General features: G+C 53.1%; 22 protein-coding genes and 1 pseudogene. 11 read left to right on the forward strand and 12 right to left on the reverse strand.

The genetic code is table 11. The features are described from left to right. Nucleotides 1–67: 67 nt before the first annotated feature. Entirely contained in the window at nucleotides 68–505 is a 438-nt protein-coding gene (gene hslJ, locus ACMGGM_RS02665; protein WP_014883970.1) for a heat shock protein HslJ, read from the forward strand. Here hslJ and ACMGGM_RS02670 read toward each other — a convergent pair whose 3' ends face one another. After that, nucleotides 506–772: a DUF333 domain-containing protein gene (locus ACMGGM_RS02670; protein WP_023330510.1), complete on the reverse strand. Its 267-nt coding sequence runs from the start codon at nucleotides 770–772 to the stop codon at nucleotides 506–508. Between the two features lie 270 nt (nucleotides 773–1,042). On the opposite strand from ACMGGM_RS02670, the gene nifJ reads away from it, so the two are divergent. The 3 genes from nifJ to ACMGGM_RS02685 all read left to right on the forward strand — a co-directional run bounded on the left by nifJ (nucleotide 1,043) and on the right by ACMGGM_RS02685 (nucleotide 6,331). Beyond that, nucleotides 1,043–4,567, forward strand: coding sequence for a pyruvate:ferredoxin (flavodoxin) oxidoreductase (gene nifJ, locus ACMGGM_RS02675; protein ID WP_063614320.1), 3,525 nt, complete (start codon nucleotides 1,043–1,045; stop codon nucleotides 4,565–4,567). A 388-nt stretch (nucleotides 4,568–4,955) separates the two neighbouring features. Next, nucleotides 4,956–6,065 carry a porin OmpC gene (gene ompC / locus ACMGGM_RS02680; RefSeq protein WP_032636339.1) on the forward strand — a complete coding sequence of 370 codons (1,110 nt, stop codon included), beginning with the start codon at nucleotides 4,956–4,958 and terminating at the stop codon, nucleotides 6,063–6,065. A 140-nt stretch (nucleotides 6,066–6,205) separates the two neighbouring features. Further along, nucleotides 6,206–6,331, forward strand: a complete 126-nt coding sequence (locus ACMGGM_RS02685) for a hypothetical protein (RefSeq protein ID WP_255199877.1) — start codon at nucleotides 6,206–6,208, stop codon at nucleotides 6,329–6,331. 17 nt (nucleotides 6,332–6,348) lie between these two features. Here ACMGGM_RS02685 and ACMGGM_RS02690 read toward each other — a convergent pair whose 3' ends face one another. From ACMGGM_RS02690 to ACMGGM_RS02710, 5 genes are all read right to left on the reverse strand, one after another. After that, on the reverse strand, nucleotides 6,349–6,771 hold the full coding sequence (locus tag ACMGGM_RS02690; protein WP_045135218.1) for a GFA family protein: 423 nt from the start codon (nucleotides 6,769–6,771) through the stop codon (nucleotides 6,349–6,351). Between the two features lie 2 nt (nucleotides 6,772–6,773). After that, a complete protein-coding gene (locus tag ACMGGM_RS02695) occupies nucleotides 6,774–6,971 on the reverse strand; it encodes a hypothetical protein (RefSeq protein ID WP_014883975.1) in 198 nt (65 codons plus the stop codon). 39 nt (nucleotides 6,972–7,010) lie between these two features. Continuing rightward, nucleotides 7,011–7,460: a hypothetical protein gene (locus tag ACMGGM_RS02700; protein ID WP_014883976.1), complete on the reverse strand. Its 450-nt coding sequence runs from the start codon at nucleotides 7,458–7,460 to the stop codon at nucleotides 7,011–7,013. Nucleotides 7,461–7,564: 104 nt separating this feature from the next. Beyond that, the gene (locus ACMGGM_RS02705) at nucleotides 7,565–8,002 is read right to left on the reverse strand and encodes a VOC family protein (RefSeq protein ID WP_045135219.1); all 438 of its coding nucleotides are present in this window, start codon (nucleotides 8,000–8,002) and stop codon (nucleotides 7,565–7,567) included. Nucleotides 8,003–8,096: 94 nt separating this feature from the next. Then, nucleotides 8,097–8,441, reverse strand: a complete 345-nt coding sequence (locus ACMGGM_RS02710; protein WP_045135220.1) for a DUF1294 domain-containing protein — start codon at nucleotides 8,439–8,441, stop codon at nucleotides 8,097–8,099. A gap of 81 nt (nucleotides 8,442–8,522) precedes the next feature. On the opposite strand from ACMGGM_RS02710, the pseudogene ACMGGM_RS02715 reads away from it, so the two are divergent. Together ACMGGM_RS02715 and ttcA are read left to right on the forward strand one after the other, a co-directional pair. Then, nucleotides 8,523–8,635, forward strand: a pseudogene (locus ACMGGM_RS02715) (hypothetical protein); the annotation flags it as partial. A gap of 73 nt (nucleotides 8,636–8,708) precedes the next feature. Then, entirely contained in the window at nucleotides 8,709–9,644 is a 936-nt protein-coding gene (gene ttcA / locus ACMGGM_RS02720) for a tRNA 2-thiocytidine(32) synthetase TtcA (protein WP_023337352.1), read from the forward strand. Between the two features lie 42 nt (nucleotides 9,645–9,686). On the opposite strand, the gene dbpA is transcribed toward ttcA, so the two are convergent. From dbpA to ACMGGM_RS02740, 4 genes are all read right to left on the reverse strand, one after another. Next, entirely contained in the window at nucleotides 9,687–11,060 is a 1,374-nt protein-coding gene (gene dbpA / locus ACMGGM_RS02725) for an ATP-dependent RNA helicase DbpA (RefSeq protein WP_014884033.1), read from the reverse strand. Between the two features lie 27 nt (nucleotides 11,061–11,087). Then, complete coding sequence (locus ACMGGM_RS02730) at nucleotides 11,088–11,270, reverse strand: hypothetical protein (RefSeq protein WP_000025608.1); 183 nt, start codon at nucleotides 11,268–11,270, stop codon at nucleotides 11,088–11,090. A 275-nt stretch (nucleotides 11,271–11,545) separates the two neighbouring features. Further along, nucleotides 11,546–12,529, reverse strand: a complete 984-nt coding sequence (gene zntB, locus ACMGGM_RS02735) for a zinc transporter ZntB (RefSeq protein WP_014884034.1) — start codon at nucleotides 12,527–12,529, stop codon at nucleotides 11,546–11,548. Between the two features lie 156 nt (nucleotides 12,530–12,685). Then, nucleotides 12,686–13,828: a methyl-accepting chemotaxis protein gene (locus ACMGGM_RS02740; RefSeq protein ID WP_023338360.1), complete on the reverse strand. Its 1,143-nt coding sequence runs from the start codon at nucleotides 13,826–13,828 to the stop codon at nucleotides 12,686–12,688. A gap of 455 nt (nucleotides 13,829–14,283) precedes the next feature. On the opposite strand from ACMGGM_RS02740, the gene ACMGGM_RS02745 reads away from it, so the two are divergent. The 4 genes from ACMGGM_RS02745 (at nucleotide 14,284) to ACMGGM_RS02760 (ending at nucleotide 18,629) form a co-directional block, all read left to right on the forward strand. Further along, nucleotides 14,284–16,413, forward strand: coding sequence for a putative bifunctional diguanylate cyclase/phosphodiesterase (locus ACMGGM_RS02745; RefSeq protein WP_045135269.1), 2,130 nt, complete (start codon nucleotides 14,284–14,286; stop codon nucleotides 16,411–16,413). 91 nt (nucleotides 16,414–16,504) lie between these two features. Continuing rightward, entirely contained in the window at nucleotides 16,505–17,737 is a 1,233-nt protein-coding gene (locus ACMGGM_RS02750) for a sensor domain-containing diguanylate cyclase (RefSeq protein ID WP_023330521.1), read from the forward strand. Nucleotides 17,738–17,811: 74 nt separating this feature from the next. Beyond that, nucleotides 17,812–17,952, forward strand: coding sequence for an Ecr family regulatory small membrane protein (locus ACMGGM_RS02755; RefSeq protein ID WP_014884038.1), 141 nt, complete (start codon nucleotides 17,812–17,814; stop codon nucleotides 17,950–17,952). 113 nt (nucleotides 17,953–18,065) lie between these two features. Further along, on the forward strand, nucleotides 18,066–18,629 hold the full coding sequence (locus ACMGGM_RS02760) for a DJ-1/PfpI family protein (RefSeq protein ID WP_023330522.1): 564 nt from the start codon (nucleotides 18,066–18,068) through the stop codon (nucleotides 18,627–18,629). Nucleotides 18,630–18,724: 95 nt separating this feature from the next. Here ACMGGM_RS02760 and ACMGGM_RS02765 read toward each other — a convergent pair whose 3' ends face one another. Continuing rightward, the gene (locus tag ACMGGM_RS02765) at nucleotides 18,725–20,341 is read right to left on the reverse strand and encodes a peptide ABC transporter substrate-binding protein (protein WP_063614321.1); all 1,617 of its coding nucleotides are present in this window, start codon (nucleotides 20,339–20,341) and stop codon (nucleotides 18,725–18,727) included. A 185-nt stretch (nucleotides 20,342–20,526) separates the two neighbouring features. Between ACMGGM_RS02765 and mpaA the strand changes: the two genes are divergently transcribed. After that, nucleotides 20,527–21,240: a murein tripeptide amidase MpaA gene (gene mpaA, locus ACMGGM_RS02770; protein WP_063614322.1), complete on the forward strand. Its 714-nt coding sequence runs from the start codon at nucleotides 20,527–20,529 to the stop codon at nucleotides 21,238–21,240. Here mpaA and ycjG read toward each other — a convergent pair. Next, nucleotides 21,231–22,196, reverse strand: a complete 966-nt coding sequence (ycjG, locus tag ACMGGM_RS02775; RefSeq protein WP_063943191.1) for an L-Ala-D/L-Glu epimerase — start codon at nucleotides 22,194–22,196, stop codon at nucleotides 21,231–21,233. The genes mpaA and ycjG overlap by 10 nt on opposite strands. Nucleotides 22,197–22,251 lie beyond the last annotated feature (55 nt).

The following is a 22,251-nucleotide window of genomic DNA, read 5'->3' on the forward strand; positions in this document are numbered from 1 at the left end:
ATTAACGCACGTCAGCGTATCGTTACACTGGTAAAAGATTCACAGTATTTATTATTTGAGAACAAAAATGAAAAAGCTCATTGCGTTAAGTGTTATCAGTCTTGTCCTGACCGGCTGCGTTAATCCGGGCAAAGCGTCCGTTCAGCCAGAGCAACTGAAGAACCATCGTTTTGTACTGGAAAATGTGGATGGCAAAGCCGTGAAGGGCATGACAACACCACCTGAGATCAGTTTTAACGCGCTGCCCGCTCTGAACCTGGTAGATAACATCAGCGTGTCTGGCACGATGTGTAACCGCTTCAACGGACAGGGGAAATTGTCCGAAGGTGAGCTGACAGTGAAAACGCTGGCAATGACGCGCAAACTCTGTACTGAACCGCAGCTTAACGAACTGGATCACACCCTCGGCGACATGCTGCGCAAAGGGGCGCAGGTCGACCTGACGGAAGACCAGTTAACGCTGGCGACCGCCGACAAAACGCTGATGTTTAAACGTGTTGACTGATCAGTAATTACCGCAGCTTCCAACGGCAAGCGACTGTTCACTGCAGCGTTTGCCGTTTGGCAACGCGCACATCCCAATAGCTGAACCATCAAGCTGGCGGGCAACCGACAGCGAGCCGCCAATCATGGCACAGTTGGCTTGTCCTGAGCTGGACATTGACGCTCTCATTCCCGGCGCTACGTGAGCCGCCGTCGCCTGCTGAACAGGCTCACTGCTACATGCCGACAATAATAATGCGGCACACCCAATCAAAAATGCTGAACGCATGCTCTCTCCCCCGTAAATAATGCGAAACCTATGCATAATAGGCATCACCTCCCGTGTCGTCGAGAGCGGATGTGCGTATTTATGCGCTACTGAAACAATTTCTCGCAATTTTTTTGCCCTTTAGTTGATCTACTCATTGATGATGAGAATATGGAAGACACAAAAGCGAAAATCGTAAACCCCCCTGTTTGCTAGACTAAAGAGATAATATTCAAGGCTTGTCGTCTTATGACAGGCCCTCTTTTTTGCGCAATGTAAGGGTGTCGTCCTATGCAAACTATTGACGGTAATGGTGCAGTTGCCTCAGTCGCGTTTCGCACCAGCGAAGTTATCGCCATCTACCCGATTACGCCAAGCTCGACCATGGCGGAACAGGCGGATGCCTGGGCGGGAAACGGGGTAAAAAACGTCTGGGGTGATGTCCCGAGAGTGGTTGAAATGCAGTCTGAAGCGGGAGCGATCGCTACGGTTCATGGTGCGCTGCAGTCAGGCGCGCTCTCCACGTCGTTTACCTCCTCACAGGGATTGTTGTTGATGATCCCGACGCTGTACAAACTCGCCGGCCAGCTGACCCCCTTCGTCCTGCACGTCGCCGCACGTACCGTTGCGACCCATGCGCTCTCCATCTTTGGCGATCACTCCGACGTGATGGCCGTGCGTCAGACAGGCTGCGCCATGCTCTGCGCCAGCAGCGTTCAGGAAGCACAAGATTTTGCGTTGATTTCGCATATCGCCACGCTTAAAAGCCGCGTTCCGTTTATCCACTTCTTTGATGGTTTCCGCACGTCTCACGAAATCAACAAAATCGTCCCGCTGGCGGACGATACGATCCTTACTCTTTTGCCGCAGGCGGAAATCGACGCGCATCGCGCCCGTGCCCTTAACCCGGAACACCCGGTAATTCGCGGGACATCAGCCAATCCGGACACCTATTTCCAGTCCCGTGAAGCCACGAATCCGTGGTACAACGCGGTTTATGACCACGTCGAGCAGGCAATGAATGATTTTGCCGCCGCGACCGGGCGCACGTACAAGCCGTTCGAATACTACGGCCATCCGCAGGCTGAACGCGTGATTGTGCTAATGGGTTCCGCCATCGGCACCTGTGAAGAGGTGGTTGACGAGCTGCTGACACGTGGAGAAAAGGTCGGCGTACTTAAAGTGCGTCTGTATCGCCCGTTCTCGGCCAAACATCTGCTCTCTGCCCTGCCGGAAAGCGCGCGTACGGTGGCGGTGCTCGACCGAACCAAAGAACCTGGGGCGCACGCTGAACCGCTTTACCTGGACGTCATGACCGCCCTGGCAGAAGCCTTTAATCAGGGCGAGCGTGAAACACTTCCGCGGGTGATCGGCGGTCGCTATGGCTTATCCTCCAAAGAGTTCGGGCCGGATTGCGTGCTGGCGGTATTTAATGAACTGCGGGAAGCAAAACCCAAACCGCGCTTCACGGTGGGTATCTATGATGATGTCACGAACCTGTCCCTGCCGTTGCCGGAAAATACTCTGCCTTCAACCGCCAAACTTGAAGCACTGTTTTACGGCCTGGGCAGCGATGGCAGCGTCTCGGCGACCAAAAATAACATCAAGATCATCGGTAACTCGACCCCGTGGTACGCACAAGGCTACTTCGTTTACGACTCCAAAAAAGCGGGTGGCCTGACCGTTTCCCACCTGCGCGTCAGCGAGCACCCTATCCGCTCGGCCTACCTGATTTCTCAGGCCGACTTTGTTGGCTGCCACCAGCTGCAGTTTATCGACAAATACCAGATGGCGGAGCGCCTGAAGCCAGGCGGTATTTTCCTCCTCAATACGCCGTACAGCGCGGATGAGGTCTGGGCGCGTCTGCCGCAGGAAGTACAGACGGTCCTGAACCAGAAAAAAGCCCGATTCTATGTGGTCAACGCGGCAAAAATTGCCCGCGAATGTGGCCTGGCTGCACGTATCAATACCGTGATGCAGATGGCCTTCTTCCATCTGACCCAAATCCTGCCGGGCGACAGCGCACTGGTAGAGTTGCAGGGCGCGATCGCCAAAAGCTACAGCAGCAAGGGACAGGAGCTGGTAGAACGTAACTGGCAGGCGCTGGCGCTGGCGCGTGAGTCGCTGTCCGAGGTGCCGCTGCAGCCGGTGAATGACGCCAGTCCGAACCGTCCTCCGGTGGTCTCTGATGCGGCGCCTGATTTCGTTAAGACCGTAACGGCAGCCATGCTGGCCGGGCTGGGTGACGCCCTGCCCGTCTCCGCGCTGCCGCCGGATGGAACCTGGCCGATGGGAACCACGCGCTGGGAAAAGCGCAATATCGCCGAAGAAATCCCGATCTGGAAAGAAGAGCTGTGCACTCAGTGCAACCACTGCGTCGCGGCCTGCCCGCACTCGGCCATTCGTGCCAAGGTCGTGTCACCGGAAGCGATGGAGGACGCACCGGCCAGCCTGCACTCGCTGGATGTAAAATCCCGCGATATGCGCGGACAGAAATACGTTCTCCAGGTCGCGCCGGAAGATTGCACCGGCTGTAACCTCTGCGTTGAGGTCTGCCCGGCGAAAGACAGGCAGAACCCGGACATTAAAGCAATCAACATGATGTCGCGCCTGGAGCACGTTGAAGAAGAGAAAGAGAACTATGACTTCTTCCTGAATCTGCCGGAAATCGATCGCAGCAAACTGGAACGGATTGATATTCGGACTTCGCAGCTCATCACGCCGCTGTTCGAATACTCTGGTGCCTGTTCCGGCTGCGGTGAAACGCCGTATATCAAACTGCTTACTCAGTTGTACGGCGACCGAATGTTGATTGCTAACGCCACCGGCTGCTCGTCCATCTACGGCGGTAATTTGCCCTCTACGCCTTATACCACCGATGAAAAGGGTCGCGGTCCGGCCTGGGCAAACTCGCTGTTTGAGGATAACGCCGAGTTTGGCCTGGGCTTCCGCCTCACCGTCGATCAACACCGCGCGCGAGTGATGCGCTTGCTGGAGCAGTTCGCCGGGCAAATTCCTGCCGAACTGAATGCCGCGCTTCACGCCGAAGCGACACCCGACGTGCGTCGCGAGCAGGTGGCAGCGTTGCGTCACGCCCTTCAGGGGGTCGCGGGTGCAGAGCAGTTGCTGACCGACGCTGACGCGCTGGTCGAAAAATCCATCTGGTTGATTGGCGGCGACGGCTGGGCTTACGACATCGGCTTTGGCGGGCTGGATCACGTCCTGAGCCTCACCGAAAACGTCAACATCCTGGTGCTGGATACGCAGTGTTATTCCAATACGGGTGGGCAGGCGTCGAAAGCCACACCGCTGGGCGCCGTAACGAAATTTGGTGAACACGGTAAGCGCAAAGCACGCAAGGATCTCGGCGTGAGTATGATGATGTACGGCCACGTTTACGTCGCGCAAATCTCGCTCGGCGCGCAGCTTAACCAGACGGTGAAAGCGATTCAGGAAGCAGAAGCCTATCCCGGCCCATCGCTGATCATTGCCTACAGCCCGTGCGAAGAGCATGGCTACGATCTGGCGCTCAGCCACGATCAGATGCGTCAACTGACGGCGACCGGCTTCTGGCCGCTGTACCGGTTCGATCCACGCCGTGCGGACGAGGGGAAATTACCGCTGGCGCTGGATTCGCGTCCGCCGTCAGATGCGCTGGCAGAGACGCTGATGCAGGAGCAGCGCTTCCGTCGCCTCAATGCGCAACAGCCTGAGGTGGCGGAACAACTCTGGAAAGACGCCGCTGCCGATCTGCAAAAACGGTATGACTTCCTGGCACAGCTGGCCGGGAAAGCCGAAAAATCAGCCAGCGACTAACGCCACTGCCCGGCTCGTCCGGGCATTTTTTTGTCATAAAAAAAGCCCGATGCTTTCACATCGGGCTAATCCAGATAATCAATGAATATCGTTCTAGTTACCTAAATAACATTCATGTGAATTATGGATAAATAATCTTAAAGGCATATAACGACGCAAAGACTACCTGAACTGGCGACTCATTAAAAATTTTTATTTGTTATGGTATAACCTTAATTATTCACCAAACAAATGATCATTACCGTGGTTTAATTCAGTTTAGATTTAACTCAATTCGTAACAATTATATTTTATTACTCTTCTGCGGAGTGTTTTAGCATGAGACCACTTTCTTATTTGGAAAGTTCAACAGGTAATTAAATAAAAACAACCGCAAAGGAATACTAAAATGCAAAGAAAAGTACTGGCTCTGATGATTCCGGCTCTGTTAATGGCTGGCGCAGCACATGCGGCAGAAATTTATAATAAAGATGGCAACAAATTAGACCTGTACGGAAAAGTAGACGGCCTGCACTACTTCTCTGATGACACCTCTAAAGATGGCGACCAAACCTACATGCGTCTGGGTTTCAAGGGTGAGACGCAGATCAATGACATGATGACCGGCTACGCCCAGTGGGAGTACAACATTCAGGCTAATAACACTGAAGGGTCTGATAACCAGTCCTGGACGCGTCTGGCCTTCGCCGGTGTAAAAGTGGGTGATTACGGCTCGTTCGATTATGGCCGTAACTATGGCGTGCTGTACGACGTGGAAGGCTGGACCGATATGCTCCCTGAATTCGGCGGCGACTCTTACACCAATGCGGATAATTTTATGACTGGCCGTGCGAACGGCGTCGCAACCTATCGTAACACCGACTTCTACGGTCTGGTGCCGGGTCTGAACTTTGCGCTGCAGTATCAGGGCAAAAATGAAGATGCCAGCAACAACCAGGAAGGCACCAATAATGGCCGCGACACGCGTCATGAGAACGGTGACGGCTTCGGTATTTCGACCACCTACGACCTTGGCATGGGCATCAGCGCCGGTGCTGCGTACACCTCTTCTGACCGTACCAACGACCAGGTGACGAATACCACTGCGGGCGGTGATAAAGCAGATGCCTGGACGGCAGGCCTGAAATATGACGCCAATAATATCTATCTGGCGGCGATGTATTCTGAAACCCGCAACATGACCCCGTATGGTGATAATACCGACGCCGTGGCGAACAAAACCCAGAACTTTGAAGTGACTGCGCAGTACCAGTTCGATTTCGGTCTGCGTCCGGCCATTTCTTATTTGCAGTCTAAAGGTAAAGACCTGGCCAACGGTCAGGGCGATCAGGACCTGGTTAAATATGCGGATGTAGGCGCTACCTACTATTTCAACAAGAACATGTCCACCTACGTTGATTACAAAATCAACCTGCTGGATGAAGATGATAACTTCTACAAAGACAACGGCATCAGCACCGATGATGTCGTCGCGTTAGGTCTGGTTTACCAGTTCTGATGATCAGAGCCCGCAAAATGCGGGCTTTTTTTTGAATGCCATCACAAATGGTAGCTTCAGAAAGGTTTTGGTTGAGGCTAAGTTGAGAGAAAGCAGGTTAGACTGCGCAGATAGCCCTTTCTTCATTAAGGACAACTGCGTTGTTTGCTCGTCTATCCTTAACCGTACTGACTCTTTTAGCCTGTTTGTGGATGGCGTTGATTTTTGATTTCCGCGATATTGTCGGACATCTCGGTGCGTTGTTGACCCGACTGGAAGGCGGTTAATCCTGCCCATGCAGTAATTAGCTTTTATGGGTCTCTCTTTTGCGAAACGAGAGATAACCAAACACCCCACTTTCGCCGTCCTTCGGATGGTTTACACCGTCCATTACCGTCACTTCGGGGAAATCAAACGGCGAGACATTTTCAATACAGGACACATTTACGCCGTATTCATTAGGGTTAGAGCGACGCTGATGGAACGTATATATTCCGCAGACTGAGCAAAAGAAATGCCGCGCCGTCCCGGTGTGAAAACGGTACTCCGTCAGCTTATCCTCGCCTTTGGTTACGGTAATTCCCGATAACGGAGCAGAAACCGCGACTGCGCCCCGCATACGACAAAAAGAGCAGCTGCAGCGCCGCGCGGTGTTAAAGCCATCAGTGAGTTCAACCGTAAAGGCTACCGCGCCACAATGGCACTGCGCATGACGTACTTCAGCCATCGTTATACCCCTTTTCTCACCAGCTGGGCGGCTTTAACGAAAACCTCATCTTCGACACCATCGCCTTTCTGCCTGCCCAGCCTGACCAGTTCATCCACTATGCTGTCGCGATCGATCGGTCTCTGTGCGGAAACCAGTCCAATAACAGCGGCACCGATCGCCAGCCCCACTAATCCTGTTTGTTCGTCTTTGTTCTTCATCTTCATGCTCCTGATACAACAAACAAGCGTAGCAGGATTTTAAAAACGCGGCGTCAGACCGTATTTGGGCGTTTTGATATTTGCCGCCCAAATCTTGATATCATTTTGCAGGAGTAGCGTGAAATCGGATTTTAGATAGGTCACCAGGCTATTGACGCTGTTCGCATCCACCACGGAGAAATGGTCTATTCTGTTCTGTCCAACCTGAACACAGCGATATTTTGCGGCCAGCACTTTGCCATTCACATTAAGCTGCTGGTTATTATCATCGCAACGGCCTTCAGTGATGTACGACACCACCAGATTTGCGGATTTACGCTCAGGCTGGAATATACTCACCATGACAGGAAAACCGTCCGAGGTCTGCGTCATGTCATAGAGAACGGCATTTTTTATATACCAGGTATTATATTCCCGCTCCTGAAACGCTGACCAGCCAGGCGCAGAGAAAAACACCAGTGCTGCCAGTGCAATAGATTTTCTATTCATGGGATGCTGTCGTCCGTGTTGTTGCACGTATTATTCAGATTGTGCAAAAAACAGCAACCCACCAGGAATTGGCCTACTACTTTTGGCAGTAGGCCCGTTTCACGTTATTCAGATGCGTTCTCACCCGTCGCTGTCAGCCCGACACGCTGACCATATGAGAGCTCTAAGGTATTTCCGTCAGGATCGGCAAAGAATACGTAATACCCGACGGGATCACCCAGATCCTCCGGTGCTTTACGTAATACCCCTTCCTCAGTGGCCATCGCCGTTTTTCTGTCAATTTCTTCACGCGTAGCGCAGGCAATCCCAAGGTGGCCAAAATTCCCCAGCGGCGTATCGGTCACGTTGTCTGCCTGCACCAGAACCAGCGCAAAAGGACGGGTGTGGTCAGTCAACCATGCCACTTTTCGGGCATCAGGAAGACCGGGTTCACGCGAATGAATAACATCCATCCCGGCGTATCGGCGATAGAACGTGATGCTTTTTTCCAGGTCCCTGACCATAAACGCAACATGCGTGAAGCCTACATCGATGTCTTTCATTTTAAGTTGTTACTCCTGTATCAACATGTCGAAGACATCTTAAAAGCTCAAGTTAACTTGAGGTCAACGGGAATGTGTGCGGTCCTGATAACGCTCAATAAGGGGTAAAAGGAGAGAAATAAAACAGCGCCATCATGGCTGAGAGACTCACCACAACACTGATCCAAAACCAGGTTTTGAACGGCTGCTTTTGCGTTTTATGGCGAAAGAGTTGTTGACCCAAAATCGCGCCAGGCCACCCTCCCACAACACCGTACAGGAGTAACGTAGTTTCCGGCACCCTGCGCATCCCTTTCCGTGCTGCCGTTTTATCGGCGCCATAAATGGCCATTGTCAGCACATTGATCAGCAGGAACCACACGGCAAAGGAAGACGAGGAGAAAAAGCTGCCGATCGCAGCGACAAGCAGGAGCAAAAAACAAAAACGATTGAGCGTCATAGGAACAGTCACTGGATTGGCGGGCGGATCTGGAAAGCCATTATACGCTATCTTAAGATAGTGTCAGGTTAAGGTGATTATTCCGTAAAACATGCTGGCATTCGTCGCAGCAATCCGTACCATACACGGCACACTTTCGCAGGCTGGTTTTCACTGCAGGCGCGAACCCGTCTTTTATTACCCGTCGGATGGGCACACAAATGCGCAGAGGGTGTTTGAAAGCATGCTATCCCGCTGGTGCCCATTTGAGGTTTGAGTTAAGAATAAATGCAAGCTAATCAAGAAATTAACAAGAAAGAGCAATACAACCTGAACAAACTGCAAAAGCGTCTGCGCCGTAACGTGGGCGAAGCCATTGCAGACTTCAACATGATTGAAGAAGGCGACCGCATCATGGTTTGCCTGTCAGGCGGTAAAGACAGCTACACCATGCTGGAGATCCTGCGCAATCTTCAGCAAAGCGCGCCGGTTAATTTTTCGCTGGTAGCGGTCAACCTTGACCAGAAACAGCCGGGTTTTCCGGAACACATCCTGCCGGAATACCTTGAAAACCTGGGCGTTGAGTACAAGATCGTCGAAGAAAATACCTACGGCATAGTGAAAGAGAAGATCCCGGAAGGGAAAACGACCTGCTCGCTTTGCTCCCGTCTGCGCCGTGGCATTCTCTATCGTACCGCGACGGAACTGGGTGCGACCAAAATTGCGCTGGGCCATCACCGCGATGATATCCTGCAGACGCTGTTCCTGAATATGTTCTACGGTGGCAAGATGAAAGGCATGCCGCCTAAACTGATGAGCGATGACGGCAAGCACATTGTGATCCGCCCTCTTGCCTACTGCCGCGAAAAAGACATTGAGCGTTTTTCACAGGCGAAAGGGTTCCCGATCATTCCATGTAACCTGTGCGGCTCTCAGCCAAACCTGCAGCGTCAGGTGATTGGCGACATGCTGCGCGACTGGGACAAACGTTACCCGGGTCGCATCGAAACCATGTTCAGCGCGATGCAAAACGTAGTCCCTTCACACCTCGCTGACGTTGAGCTCTTCGACTTCAAAGGCATCAACCATGATTCAGAGGTGGTGAATGGCGGTGACCTGGCATTTGACCGGGAAGAGATCCCCATGCAGCCTGCGGGCTGGCAGCCGGAAGACGATGATAACCAACTGGACGAACTGCGTCTGAACGTGCTGGAAGTGAAGTAATCGGTTAGCGTCTCAGAAAGAACTTCTGAGACGCTTTATGCCTTATTTCAGTAGACGTACGCGGCAGGTTTTACCTTTAATCTTGCCATTTTGCAGCTGCTTCCATGCCTTATGGGCAACTGCCTGACGCACGGCCACATAAACATGCGCCGGATGAACCGCAATCTTACCGATATCCGCCCCTTCCAGACCGATATCGCCGGTTAATGCCCCTAACACATCACCCGGACGCATCTTGGCTTTTTTGCCGCCATCAATACACAGCGTCGCCATTTCGGCCTCCAGCGGCACGAGTTTAACGCTGCCCGGTGCATTCACCCAGTTCAGCGTGATCTGCAGCATTTCAGCGAGAATATTGGCGCGCTGCGCCTCTTCCGGCGCACAGAAGCTGATGGCAAGACCGCTGTTTCCTGCACGTGCGGTACGGCCAATACGGTGGACGTGGACTTCGGGATCCCATGCCAGCTCAAAGTTCACTACCAGCTCAAGGGATTTGATATCCAGACCGCGCGCCGCCACGTCGGTCGCCACCAGAACACGGGCGCTACCGTTGGCGAAACGCACCAGGGTCTGATCGCGATCGCGCTGTTCCAGATCGCCATGCAAAGATAAGGCGCTCTGCCCCGCCGCATTCAGCGCATCACACACCGCCTGACAGTCTTTTTTAGTATTACAAAACACCACGCACGACGCAGGCTGATGCTGGCTCAGCAATTTCTGCAGGAGCGGGATTTTTCCCTGCTGTGAGGTTTCAAAGAACTGCTGTTCGATGGCCGGGAGCGCGTCGACGCTGTCTATCTCGATAGTGAGCGGATTTTTCTGCACGCGACCGCTGATTGCGGCGATGGCTTCAGGCCAGGTCGCAGAGAATAGCAACGTCTGGCGATCGTCCGGCGCGAAGCGGATCACTTCATCAATGGCATCACTGAAGCCCATATCCAGCATTCTGTCCGCCTCATCCATCACCAGCGTGCTTAATGCATCCAGCGAAACGGTGCCTTTTTGCAGGTGATCAAGCAGGCGGCCAGGCGTCGCGACAATAATGTGTGGCGCATGCTGGAGCGAATCACGCTGTGCGCCGAACGGCTGTCCACCACAGAGCGTCAGGATCTTGGTATTGGGCATAAAGCGCGCCAGGCGACGCAGTTCACCCGCGACCTGGTCTGCCAGCTCGCGGGTCGGGCACAATATCAGCGACTGAGTCTGGAACAGCGACGCGTCAATATGCTGCAGCAGACCAAGACCGAATGCGGCCGTTTTCCCACTGCCGGTTTTCGCCTGCACGCGTACGTCGCGGCCCTCAAGGATAGCGGGCAGCGCGGCCGCCTGAACAGGCGTCATCGTGAGATATCCCAACTCGTTGAGGTTGTCGAGTTGGGCGGCAGGCAGAACATTCAGGGTAGAAAAAGCGGTCACAGTAGTCTCTCGTGGTGATCTTTACGGTCAGATGGCGCGTATCCTCGCAGATCTCAGGGTTCGATGCGACAATTTAATCGGTTCTTCATCCGGCGGCGGATCGGGCATCGGCTGCGGACGCGGTATGGGATCGGGCATCGGCACGGGATCGGTGGGAACAGGATCGGACTGACGCGATTGTTGCACGAGCAGAGCGAGTAAAATGCTCATCTTTCCCTCCAGGCTTGGTTGTCGTCCCTTTTAGGGTAGACGCTGAGAAACAGGAGGCAAAAAAAAGCCGACTATTAAAGTCGGCGTCGTACGAATCAATTGTGCTATGCAGTAATTCAAAAAAAGGAAGTAAGACAATATGGAGCGCAACGCCCATCGCTTGACGTTGCATTCACCTGCGGGAGTAATATTGCACCTTGCCGGGCTGATGTTTATTGACTTCGCTCAATTAAAAGAGCGTTTTAATCTCTGCAAAAGGGCAAAAAAACGTAAATTTACAGCCATTTACTACGATGCAACCACCATGCAACACCACCAATCAAAACAACTAACATGACGCAAAACGCGGTGAAGCCGTAATGGTAAGCACCACCGGGGATCCCCCCCAGATTGACGCCAAACAGCCCTGTCAGGAAGGTACTGGGTAAGAAGACCATCGCCATCAGAGACATCGTATAGGTTCTTCTCGCCAGCGACTCCTGCATCACCTGAGCAATTTCATCCGCCATCACCGCCGTTCGCGCGATACAGGAGTCGATCTCATCAAGTCCCCTGCCGAGTCTGTCCGCTATGTCCTGCATTCTGCGGCGCTGATCGTCATTCATCCAGTTGAGTCTTTCGCTGGCCAGACGGGCATACACATCCCGCTGCGGTGTCATATAGCGACGCATCACGATCAATTGCTTACGCAATAACGCCAGAAAGCCGCGCGGCGGGATCTGTTGATCGAGCAGGTTATCTTCCAGGTCGATGATTTTATCGTGCAGCTCTTCAATAAACTCGCTCGCATGATCGGTCAGGGCGTCACAGACGTCCACCAGCCAGCTACCGCAGTCGACCGGTCCGGTTCCCTCTTTGAGATCGTTCACAATGTCGTCCAGCGCCAGGACCTTCCGCTGGCGGGTGGACACAATCAGCCCGTCGTCCATATAGACGCGCATCGCCACCAGTTGATCGGGACGTTCATCCGTACTGCCGTTTATGCAGCGCAGGGTGATAAGCGTTCCGTCACCCATTCTGCTCACACGTGGGCGCAGGCTTTCTCCTGCCAGGGCGTCGCGCACGTTGTTGGGCAACAACGGGGTCGTGGCCAGCCAGTCAGCACTTTCCGGATGGGTATAGTTGAGATGTAGCCAGCAGGGATGCTCTTTATCTATGACATCATTATCTTCCAGCGGCCTGGCACCGCCGCGACCGTCCAGCACCCACGCAAAAACTGCGTCAGGAACGTTAAGTTCTGATCCTTTAATGCTCTCCACTGCGCCTCCCCCCTGTTTAGCTCTTTCGATGTCAGTCTAGCTTCCGTCGGGGGTTAAGCAACAACTATGTCTCGCATGGCGCTGAAATCGTTCAGGAATTGTACATACTGTGTTTCAGGAGAAGAAAAGCCTGGCATGCCAGGCTTTGAAGTGCTGTCAGAGCGAGTGCTCGGGCCGCTGGAGGAAAGGTGCAGGGCCGGTCAACGATGACGGCGAGTGTCCCTGCTCAAGCCTGAAATTGCGTGTCCGCGTTTGCAGTTCAATCACCTGATTACGCAGGACATCAGAGGAACCATTGAGTTCCTCCGCCATCGCGACGTTACTTTGCGTGACCCGCTCCAGTTCAGACAGCGCCAGGGTGATCTGGTAAATGCCTTTCTCCTGCTCAGCGGTCGAGGTAGAAATCTCATCCATCAACCGGCTGACATTGCCGGAACCGGTCACGATTTCATGCATATTCTTTTCCGCTTCCGACACGACGCTGGCACCCTGGGTAACATTACTGCTGGTGACGTCAATCAGCGTCTTGATGTTTTTCGCGGCCTCCGCACTGCGGTGTGCCAGGTTTCTCACCTCTTCCGCGACGACGGAGAACCCTTTGCCGTGATCGCCCGCCCGCGCCGCCTCAACCGCCGCGTTAAGCGCCAGGATATTTGTCTGGAATGCAATCCCGTCGATTAGGGAGATAATTTCCGTCATCTGCTGCGCGCACTCGGTTATGGATTGCATATTGCTGGCAACCTGCTCCATCAGCTCTCCTCCCTTACGCGCCTGCAATGTCGCGACGTTTGCCTGCTCGCTCGCCAGACGGGTGTTATCGGCATTGTTTCGGGTGCTTGCCGCCATCTGCTCCATACTGGCAGCGGTTTGCACCAGAGAGGCAGACTGCTGCTCGGTTTTCACCGAGAGCTGAGCGCTACGGGCAGAGAGTTGATCCGACAAGGTCATGGCGTTTTGAGATGACGCCCTGATCTCACGTACCAGCGTCGCAATGTTACTGGAAAGACTATTAATTCCGGGGATTAATCGTCCCGCGCAGTTATTGCCAAACTCAGGGATTGAAACACCAAGATTACCTGCGGTCACTTCTTCAATACTTTTTTTCACAGTATTGATCGGCGTCACAAGAAACTTCGTCATATAACTCCAGAGCAAAAACAGCGCAACGAAATTAACCAGATTAATCGAAATGAAGAGAGAGAAATTGCTGGAAAATAGAGCAACGATACCTGCATTTACCAAAAAAAGGCATAACAGGAACCAGGCAATGAAGGTCCTGACACTAATATTTCTTAGCATGATTTTACCCACAACTTATATTTTGGTCGGCATTAAGACTTATAGCATTCACTTTTACGTTTGTCCTCACCTAACGCGCTGGTTTCTCGTTTCGCCGTTACGCACCCAATATTTAGCTTAAGTCAGGTAAAAAAAGCGTATTAGTAAAAATGTGCTGCGCCGAATGCTGTGATACTGGTTCACAACCACGTTAAGCGATACCATCACCTGCGACGAGACGATTCGTTCGTCCACGTATTTAAGGCGCTTTGCTAGTGATAGTGGTCTATGTTTAGCAATGCTTAATAAGTTAAAAACGAGAATATATTTTATATTCCCGGTGAGTATAGAGTTGTTATATGACTGGTCATTTTTCACGATAAATAACTAATATGGTTTGAATGCGCATTTTCGTTGCCCGATAAAAATGTGCCGGCAGGCGAAATCGGTAACCCTCTCAGGCGTGGGATTGCATAATGCTCAATATATCGTGGGACCCTGTGTTGATTGCTGTCTCTTATCTGGTGGCGTTTATCGCCTCCTTTGTAGCTCTGGACAGCGCCGGGAAAATTCCCCTTTCCAGCCGAAAAGCGGCTTTGTTCTGGCGGATTGCCGGAGGCGTAACGCTGGGCATTGGGATCTGGTCAATGCATTTCATCGGCATGCTGTCGATGCAAATGCCCATGATGATGAGCTACGACCTCTGGATAACCCTGGCCTCACTTGGTGCGGCGGTTATAGCCTCCACAACGGCCATTAATATTGCCGTTACGGGCAAACACCTCTCCCTGTTTAGACTGACAGTCGCCACGATCATTCTCAGCGCTGGCGTGGTCTCGATGCACTATATCGGTATGGCCGCATTGATGCTGGAGGGAAGCATCCTCTGGGATCAGCGGATTGTCGGTTTGTCCGTGGTAATTGCGGTTGTCGCCTCCGGTGTGGCGTTGTGGCTGGCTTTTCGTCTCCGGGATAAGCACAAAGGGGTCTTTGTAAATCGCATTCTCGCGGCCTTAGTGATGGGTGCCGCCATCTGCGCAATGCATTATACGGGCATGAGTGCCGCGCATTTCCATGAGATGGCACGCACGCTTCCCGGCGGGATCGGCGAGCTGGGATTATCCATATGGGTTTCCGTCACCACACTCTCACTTCTTGGCGTGATGTTAATTATTTCGCTAATCGATTCGCACTGGCGCACCACCCGGCTGACGGACAATTTGCGACAACTCAATCGCCAGCTGGAGCTTCAGGCTCGCTTCGATGCCCTCACCGGGCTCGCAAACCATCATCAGATGGATATCCGAATGCAGGACTGTCTTCGCAGCGCCTTGCTGAGCAAGAGACAGTTTGCCGTGATCTTCCTGAATGTCGATCACTTCAAACGCGTGAATGATACCTGGGGCCACAGCGTGGGTGATGAGTTACTAATCACTATTGCCCAGCGCATTACGTCCCGGCTTACCCGTGAGATGACGCTGGCCAGACTGGGCGGGGATGCTTTTATCCTGCTGGTTCCCGAATGTGATGATGAAAAGCTTAATACCCTGCTCACCACCCTCCTCGCGGATATGCGCCGCCCGCTTTCACTCTGCGGTCACACGCTGAACACCACCATCAGCGCGGGGGTCAGCCTCTATCCGAAAGATGGCGAAACGCTACATGAACTGAAGTTTAAGGCTGATGCAGCCTTACAACATATTAAAGAGGATGGACGTAACGGCTGGGCAATTTACCGTCCGGAGATGTCAACAACAGTGCCGGCACAACCGGGTTTTCTTCAGGCGCTTTCTCAGGCCCTGGAACGCGATCAGTTTGAGCTCTGGTATCAGCCAACCTGGCACGCGGAAGATAAGACGATCCACGGTTTTGAAGCACTTCTCCGCTGGCGTCATCCGGAGCAAGGCGTTTTGCTGCCGGGACTGTTTTTACCCACGCTGGAACAAACGGGTTTGATTATTCCGGTTGGCAACTGGGCGATTGAGGCCGCGTGTCGGCAGCTTCATTTCTGGACGGAACAGGGTTTCAGTCAGTGGACATTGTCGCTCAATTTATCCCCCGTTCAGTTCGAACAGCCGGATATCTTTCACATCGTCTCGTCGATGCTGGAAAAATATAATCTGTCTCCCTCCCGGCTGATTCTGGAGGTAACAGAGAGTACCGCGCTTAAAAATCTCGACCGCAGTATCGAGCTCCTGAACGCCTTTAACCATGCGGGTGTCACCGTCTCTATTGATGATTTTGGTACTGGCTATTCTAACCTGCTGATGTTAAGCGTTCTCCCGGCAAAAGAGCTAAAAATTGATAAGAGTTTTGTCACCTCTATGCTGGAAAACGAGAAAAGCCGTAAGCTGGTGGAAACCATTATTAATATCGCCCGGACCATGGAGATGAATGTCGTTGCTGAGGGCATTGAAACGGACGAACAGCAGGCGATACTGACCAGCCTTGGCTGTGACTATCTGCAGGGGTTCCTTTTCTCCCGCCCATTGCCTGCGGAACAGGTTCCGTGGCTGCTGCTACAGAAAAACTCAGATAAACAAATTATACCCATGAGTAAAATTCATACGGATCCCGCATTTATTTCACAAAAAAATCATGCCTGACAGGATTGAATAGCGTATGTTTCAGAGGAGTGGACGCGAGTTAATCTGACGTGATTGTCAGGCATAACATGCCGATGAACAGGAAATGCCTATGTCGCAAAATGGTTTTGATGCGCTGAATGCAATTAAAACGCCCGTGTGGCTCATATCTCCTGTTTCAGAACAGATCATTTTTGCCAATGTGGCCGCAACACAGCTGATGGGTAATAAAACACTGGATGGCTTGCGTAAAGGCACCTGTTCCGCAAGTGCGCAAAGCGTGTTGTCGATGTATGTTCCTGAACTGAAAAACGATCACGATATTGTCGAGATCTGGACGATTAGCCGTGCCGGGCAAGATACACCGTTAAGCTGCCGCCTCTCTCTCTCCCACTTCACGCCTTATGGCGATGTTATCGTTTTTGAAGGGATTTCTTCTCAGGCCCCATCAGGCCTGAAAGCCAGCCGTTCCACAACCTATCAGCGTAAAAAACAGGGTTTTTACGCCCGTTTTTTCCTGACCAACAGTGCGCCAATGCTGTTAATCGACCCAGCTCGCGACGGGCAAATTGTCGATGCAAACCTGGCCGCGCTCAGCTTTTATGGCTATTCGCATGATGAAATGTGCAATAAACACACCTGGGAGATAAATACCCTGGGGAGAGGTGTCATGCCCATTATGACGGAGATTGCCGCACTGCCCGGCGGACATAAGCCGTTTAATTTTGTTCACCGTCTTGCCGATGGCACCACCCGCCATGTCCAGACCTACGCGGGGCCCATTGAGATTTACGGTGACAAACTGATGCTGTGCATCATCCATGATATCACCGAACAAAAAAGGCTCGAGCTGGAGCTGGAAAATGCGGCGTTACGTGACTCAATGACAGGCTTACTTAACCGACGCCAGTTCTACAATATTATCGATCAAACCAACCTGAGCCACCTTTCCGCGCAACAGCAATTTAGCCTGCTGCTGGTGGATACCGATCATTTTAAAAACATCAACGACCTCTTCGGCCATCTGAAAGGTGATGAGGTGCTTATCGCCCTTTCCCGCACGCTGGAAGCCTGCAGCAGGCAAGATGACCTCGTGTTTCGCTGGGGAGGGGAAGAGTTTGTCATCCTCCTGCCGCGCACCTCTCTCGACACTGCCATGAAGATTGCCGAATCCGTCCGTGCGGCGGTAACCCGTATCACCATACCCGGATTACCCCGTTTTACCGTCAGCATTGGTGTGGCAAGGCATGAACCGGAAGAGAGTATTGATGAGCTGTTTAAACGCGTAGACGACGCGCTCTATCGCGCCAAAAACGATGGACGTAATAAAGTCCTTGCGGCATGAGACTGGAGTATACGGGAAAGCGTCGTTACAATGCCCCACTTAAGTAAATCACTGACAGGTGGGTAGTCGCTACAATGGGAAAGACTGAAATAATACTCACCTTAATCATTTTCATCCTTATTATATTTGGCTTGTGGTTTATTTTTAGCGGTGAGATCTGGTATTTCGTTGAATATCTGGAAAATACCCTGTACCCGACCTTCGATGCGCTGTAGTGCAATAATTCATTTGCTTATATCGCCCGTGCTCTGACGGGCTTTTTTATTTCCGGCAATTGAGCCATACCAGGCTATATCTTAATCATCTCTAAAAATAAAGGTGAGGAAAGATGAGCAAGAAAATCCTGATGTTGGTGGGCGATTACGCCGAAGATTATGAAACCATGGTCCCGTTTCAGGCATTACAGATGATTGGTCATCAGGTGGATGCCGTTTGCCCCGACAAACCGAAGGGGGACTACATCATGACGGCAATCCATGACTTCGACGGTGCCCAGACCTACAGCGAAAAGCCCGGCCACCGTTTTGTCCTCAATGCTGATTTTTCCGCCGCACGGGAGCAGGATTATGACGCACTGCTTATCCCGGGCGGCAGAGCGCCAGAATATTTGCGGTTAAATGACGATGTGCTCAAGCTGGTGCAGGCATTTGACGCGGCACGTAAGCCAATCGCCGCCGTGTGCCATGGTCCGCAACTGCTTGCTGCTGCCGGCATACTAAAAGGCCGAACCTGCAGCGCCTACCCGGCGTGTGCGCCTGAAGTGCGTCTTAGCGGTGGACACTACGCCAGTATCGGCATCGACCAGGCACATGTAGACGGTAATCTGGTCACCGCCCCCGCCTGGCCCGCTCATCCACAGTGGCTGGCGAAGTTTAGCGCTTTGCTGGAGTAACAGGGGTGCTGCCCATTCAGCGGCACGCGCGGGCATAAGTAAAAACTGGCGCCAGAATGCGCCAGTTTTTAGTGCGACAAGGTTATTCTCTCCCGTCAGTGCTTCTCAATATACATCGTCCGGCTATACGCCACGTCTTCCGGGTTATTAATAGGATAGCCTTTCACCCACGGCTTAATCAGGCGGCCATTGGTGTACTGATAAATCGGCGCGATAGGCGCTTTCTCCGTGAGGATTTTTTCCGCCATGTTGTAGTCCGTATTGCGCGCTTTCGCGGTGGTTTCCAGCGTCGCCTGGTGGATAATTTTATCGTAGGCCAGGTCGTTGAAACGCGAGATGTTACCGCTGTGGGTTGAGGTTAGCAGTGAAAGGAAGGTCGATGGCTCGTTGTAATCGCCCACCCAGGAGGCGCGGATCACATCAAAGTTACCGGTATTACGGCTGTCAATGTACGTTTTCCACTCCTGGTTTTGCAGTTTGACATCCACACCGAGATTTTTCTTCCACATGGACGCCACCGCGATGGCAATCTTCTGATGATTTTCTGAAGTATTGTACAGCAGGGTCAGCTTCAGCGGACGCTGAGGGCCATACCCTGCAGCCTGCAGCAAGGTTTTCGCCTGGGCGTTCAGCTCCTGCTGCGACATCTGTTCAAATGGCGAGGCCTCCGGGGTGAACCCGGCCGTCACGTCAGGCGTGAAGTGCCATGCGGGCTTCTCTCCCGTGCCTAACACTTTTTCCGCCATAATGCGGCGATCGATGGTCATGCTCAGCGCCAGGCGAACGCGGGAATCGGCCGTTGGGCCCTTTTGCGTATTGAACGCATAGTAATACGTGCCCAGCTGAGGCGGTGTGTAAACCTGGCCCGGAATATCCTTCAGGAGCTTCTGATACATGTTTTTTGGGAACGATTCGGTAATATCAATATCACCCGCCAGATAACGTTTGGTGGCCGATGATTCCTGGTTAATCGGTACGAAGGTGACCTTTTGCAGGACGGTTTTTGCATTGTCCCAGTAGTGGGTATTGGGGACGACAACCAGTTTTTCATTCACCACGCGGTCATTCAGGACATAGGCACCATTGCCGACCAGAGATCCCGGACGGGTCCACTCTTTACCCCTTTCTACGTTGGCTTTTTGCACCGGGTAGAAGGCAAAGTTAGCCGTCAGATTACTGAACCACGGCAGCGGTTTGTCCAACTGGACGCGTAATGTTCTGGCATCGACCGCCGTTACGCCAAGCGTATCGGGTGCCGCTTTTCCATCAATAATGGCCTGCGCGTTGTTGATACCCGCCAGGGCAGCAAACCAGGCAAACGGAGAGGTCGTTTTCGGATCAACCAGACGCTGCCAGCTGTAGACAAAATCCTGGGCGGTGACAGGCGAACCGTCGGACCACTTCGCGTTATCGCGAAGGGTAAATGTCCAGATGCGGTTATCGTTGCTCTGCCAGCGCGTTGCCACTCCCGGCGTCAACTCCCCTTTCTCATTCTGATTCACCAGACCTTCGAAGAGATCGCGAATCACCTGAATCTCTGGCAGCCCCACCGCTTTTGCCGGATCGAGTGAAGCCGGTTCGTCTTTAATGTGTCTGACCAGCTCCTGTTTTTGCGCCAGTGCCGTACCCTGTGGCACATCCGCAGCGAAAGAGAGTGAAGAGAGTCCGCACAGGCACAGTGCGGCAAAAAGACGCGAAACAGGATGCTTCATAAGATCCCCTTTAATGAATTCAGGTAACAAGCAGATGCGTAATTATTTGTTTCGACAAAAAGAAATGCAAATAACTTACTCCCGAATAGTGATTTAAGGCAATTCTCAACCATTTCGGAAACTATTTGATTAACCGCGTGTTTTGCACAACACTGCGAGTAGTGATCTTTTTATCAGGATTTCGTATGACAACCACCCGACCGAGAGCGGAACGCGGCGCCTTTCCGCCGGGCGCTGAGCAATATGGCCGCTCATTTTTAGGCGCATCGTTGATCTGGTTCCCCGCCCCCGATGCCGACCGCGACAGCGGCTTGATTCTTGCCGGCACGCACGGTGACGAAAACTCCTCCATCGTGACGCTTTCATGCGCGCTGCGGACACTAACGCCCTCATTAAGGCGTCATCACGTGATTCTGGCGGTTAACCCGGACGGCTGTCAGCTCGGTCTACGCGCCAATGCGAGAGGCGTGGACTTAAATCGTAATTTCCCGGCAGCAAACTGGCGCGCCGGAGAAACCGTTTATCGCTGGAACAGCTCCGCCGAGGAGCGTGATGTGGTTCTGCTGACGGGAGATAAACCGGGCTCGGAGCCTGAAACCCAGGCGCTGTGCCAGCTCATCCATAAGATCCACCCTGCATGGATTGTCTCTTTCCACGATCCGCTGGCGTGTATTGAAGATCCGCGTCACTCCGAGCTGGGCGCCTGGCTGGCGGAAGCATTTGCCCTGCCACTCGTTACCAGCGTCGGCTATGAAACGCCAGGATCATTCGGTAGCTGGTGCGCCGATTTGAGCCTGCCCTGCATTACCGCTGAATTCCCGGCGATCTCGGCCGACGAAGCCAGCGAAAAGTACTTAAAAGCCATGATGGAGCTTTTACGCTGGCAGCCTCAGAGATGAAGCACGCCGCCGGTAAAATCAAGCGCGGGTGACACATCAACCGCCAGCCACGTCGGGCCATCCAGATCGGCGAAACGGACCTGATTAACCAGCGGTAGCGCCGCGCCGATCGCCCGGGACGTGCAGAGCATGCAGCCCAGCATCAGCGCAAATCCCTGCGCCCGGGCCTCTTCCGCCAGGGCCAGCGCCTCTGTCAGGCCGCCGGTCTTGTCGAGCTTAATATTGACCATCTCATAGCGCCCCTGAAGGTCGCTCAAACGTTCCCGGGTATGGCAGCTTTCATCCGCGCAGACGGGCAATGGATGGATAAAATTATTCAGCGCCGCATCATCTTCTGCTGGCAGAGGCTGCTCCAGCATGGCGACCCCCAGGTCGGCCAGCAGCTGACATCGTGCGGCCAGCCCTTCCGGGTGCCAGGATTCGTTGGCGTCAACAATGAGCGTGGCGGCGGGAACCGCTGAGCGAATAGCGACCATTCGCTCGCTGATCAGGCGATCGTCGAGTTTCACTTTCAATAGCGTTGCACCGGCGTCATAGAGCGCTTTTGCGCTGGCGGCCATCTGTTCCGGCTCACCGATTACCACCGTTTGCGCGGTAACCACCGATTCCGGCAGCACCACGCCCAGCAATGACGTCAGCGATGTTTGCTGTTTTGCCGCTTCCAGGTTCCAGAGCGCACAATCAATGGCGTTGCGCGCGGCCCCGGCGGGTAAACGGTGCTGGAGCGCCTCGCGAGAAAGTCCGGTTTGCAGGTCCGGAACCAGCGTCATGATATGCGCCATGACCGACGCGAGGCTTTCCCCATAGCGTGGATAAGGCGTGCATTCACCCACGCCTTTAAAACCGTCCTCTTCGATTTCAACGACCACCACGCAGGCTTCGCTTCGGCTGCCGCGAGAGATCACAAACGGGGTATGCAATGGCCAGGCTTCTTCATAGACCTTAACGCTTCTCATCACTGACTCCTTGCGGCCCGGAAAGGCGAAAAAATTGGTTTGCCGTGTTATCTGC

The organism is Enterobacter sp. BNK-14, from assembly GCF_047456095.1.
Lineage (GTDB): Bacteria > Pseudomonadota > Gammaproteobacteria > Enterobacterales > Enterobacteriaceae > Enterobacter > Enterobacter kobei.

Bases quoted from the DNA above. Each gene is read 5' to 3' on its own strand.
- hslJ (WP_014883970.1), top strand. From the start codon at position 68: ATGAAAAAGCTCATTGCGTTAAGTGTTATCAGTCTTGTCCTGACCGGC.
- ACMGGM_RS02670 (WP_023330510.1), bottom strand. From the start codon at position 772: ATGCGTTCAGCATTTTTGATTGGGTGTGCCGCATTATTATTGTCGGCA.
- nifJ (WP_063614320.1), top strand. From the start codon at position 1,043: ATGCAAACTATTGACGGTAATGGTGCAGTTGCCTCAGTCGCGTTTCGC.
- ompC (WP_032636339.1), top strand. From the start codon at position 4,956: ATGCAAAGAAAAGTACTGGCTCTGATGATTCCGGCTCTGTTAATGGCT.
- ACMGGM_RS02690 (WP_045135218.1), bottom strand. From the start codon at position 6,771: ATGGCTGAAGTACGTCATGCGCAGTGCCATTGTGGCGCGGTAGCCTTT.
- ACMGGM_RS02695 (WP_014883975.1), bottom strand. From the start codon at position 6,971: ATGAAGAACAAAGACGAACAAACAGGATTAGTGGGGCTGGCGATCGGT.
- ACMGGM_RS02700 (WP_014883976.1), bottom strand. From the start codon at position 7,460: ATGAATAGAAAATCTATTGCACTGGCAGCACTGGTGTTTTTCTCTGCG.
- ACMGGM_RS02705 (WP_045135219.1), bottom strand. From the start codon at position 8,002: ATGAAAGACATCGATGTAGGCTTCACGCATGTTGCGTTTATGGTCAGG.
- ACMGGM_RS02710 (WP_045135220.1), bottom strand. From the start codon at position 8,441: ATGACGCTCAATCGTTTTTGTTTTTTGCTCCTGCTTGTCGCTGCGATC.
- ttcA (WP_023337352.1), top strand. From the start codon at position 8,709: ATGCAAGCTAATCAAGAAATTAACAAGAAAGAGCAATACAACCTGAAC.
- ACMGGM_RS02730 (WP_000025608.1), bottom strand. From the start codon at position 11,270: ATGAGCATTTTACTCGCTCTGCTCGTGCAACAATCGCGTCAGTCCGAT.
- ACMGGM_RS02740 (WP_023338360.1), bottom strand. From the start codon at position 13,828: ATGCTAAGAAATATTAGTGTCAGGACCTTCATTGCCTGGTTCCTGTTA.
- ACMGGM_RS02745 (WP_045135269.1), top strand. From the start codon at position 14,284: ATGCTCAATATATCGTGGGACCCTGTGTTGATTGCTGTCTCTTATCTG.
- ACMGGM_RS02750 (WP_023330521.1), top strand. From the start codon at position 16,505: ATGTCGCAAAATGGTTTTGATGCGCTGAATGCAATTAAAACGCCCGTG.
- ACMGGM_RS02755 (WP_014884038.1), top strand. From the start codon at position 17,812: ATGGGAAAGACTGAAATAATACTCACCTTAATCATTTTCATCCTTATT.
- ACMGGM_RS02760 (WP_023330522.1), top strand. From the start codon at position 18,066: ATGAGCAAGAAAATCCTGATGTTGGTGGGCGATTACGCCGAAGATTAT.
- ACMGGM_RS02765 (WP_063614321.1), bottom strand. From the start codon at position 20,341: ATGAAGCATCCTGTTTCGCGTCTTTTTGCCGCACTGTGCCTGTGCGGA.
- mpaA (WP_063614322.1), top strand. From the start codon at position 20,527: ATGACAACCACCCGACCGAGAGCGGAACGCGGCGCCTTTCCGCCGGGC.
- ycjG (WP_063943191.1), bottom strand. From the start codon at position 22,196: ATGAGAAGCGTTAAGGTCTATGAAGAAGCCTGGCCATTGCATACCCCG.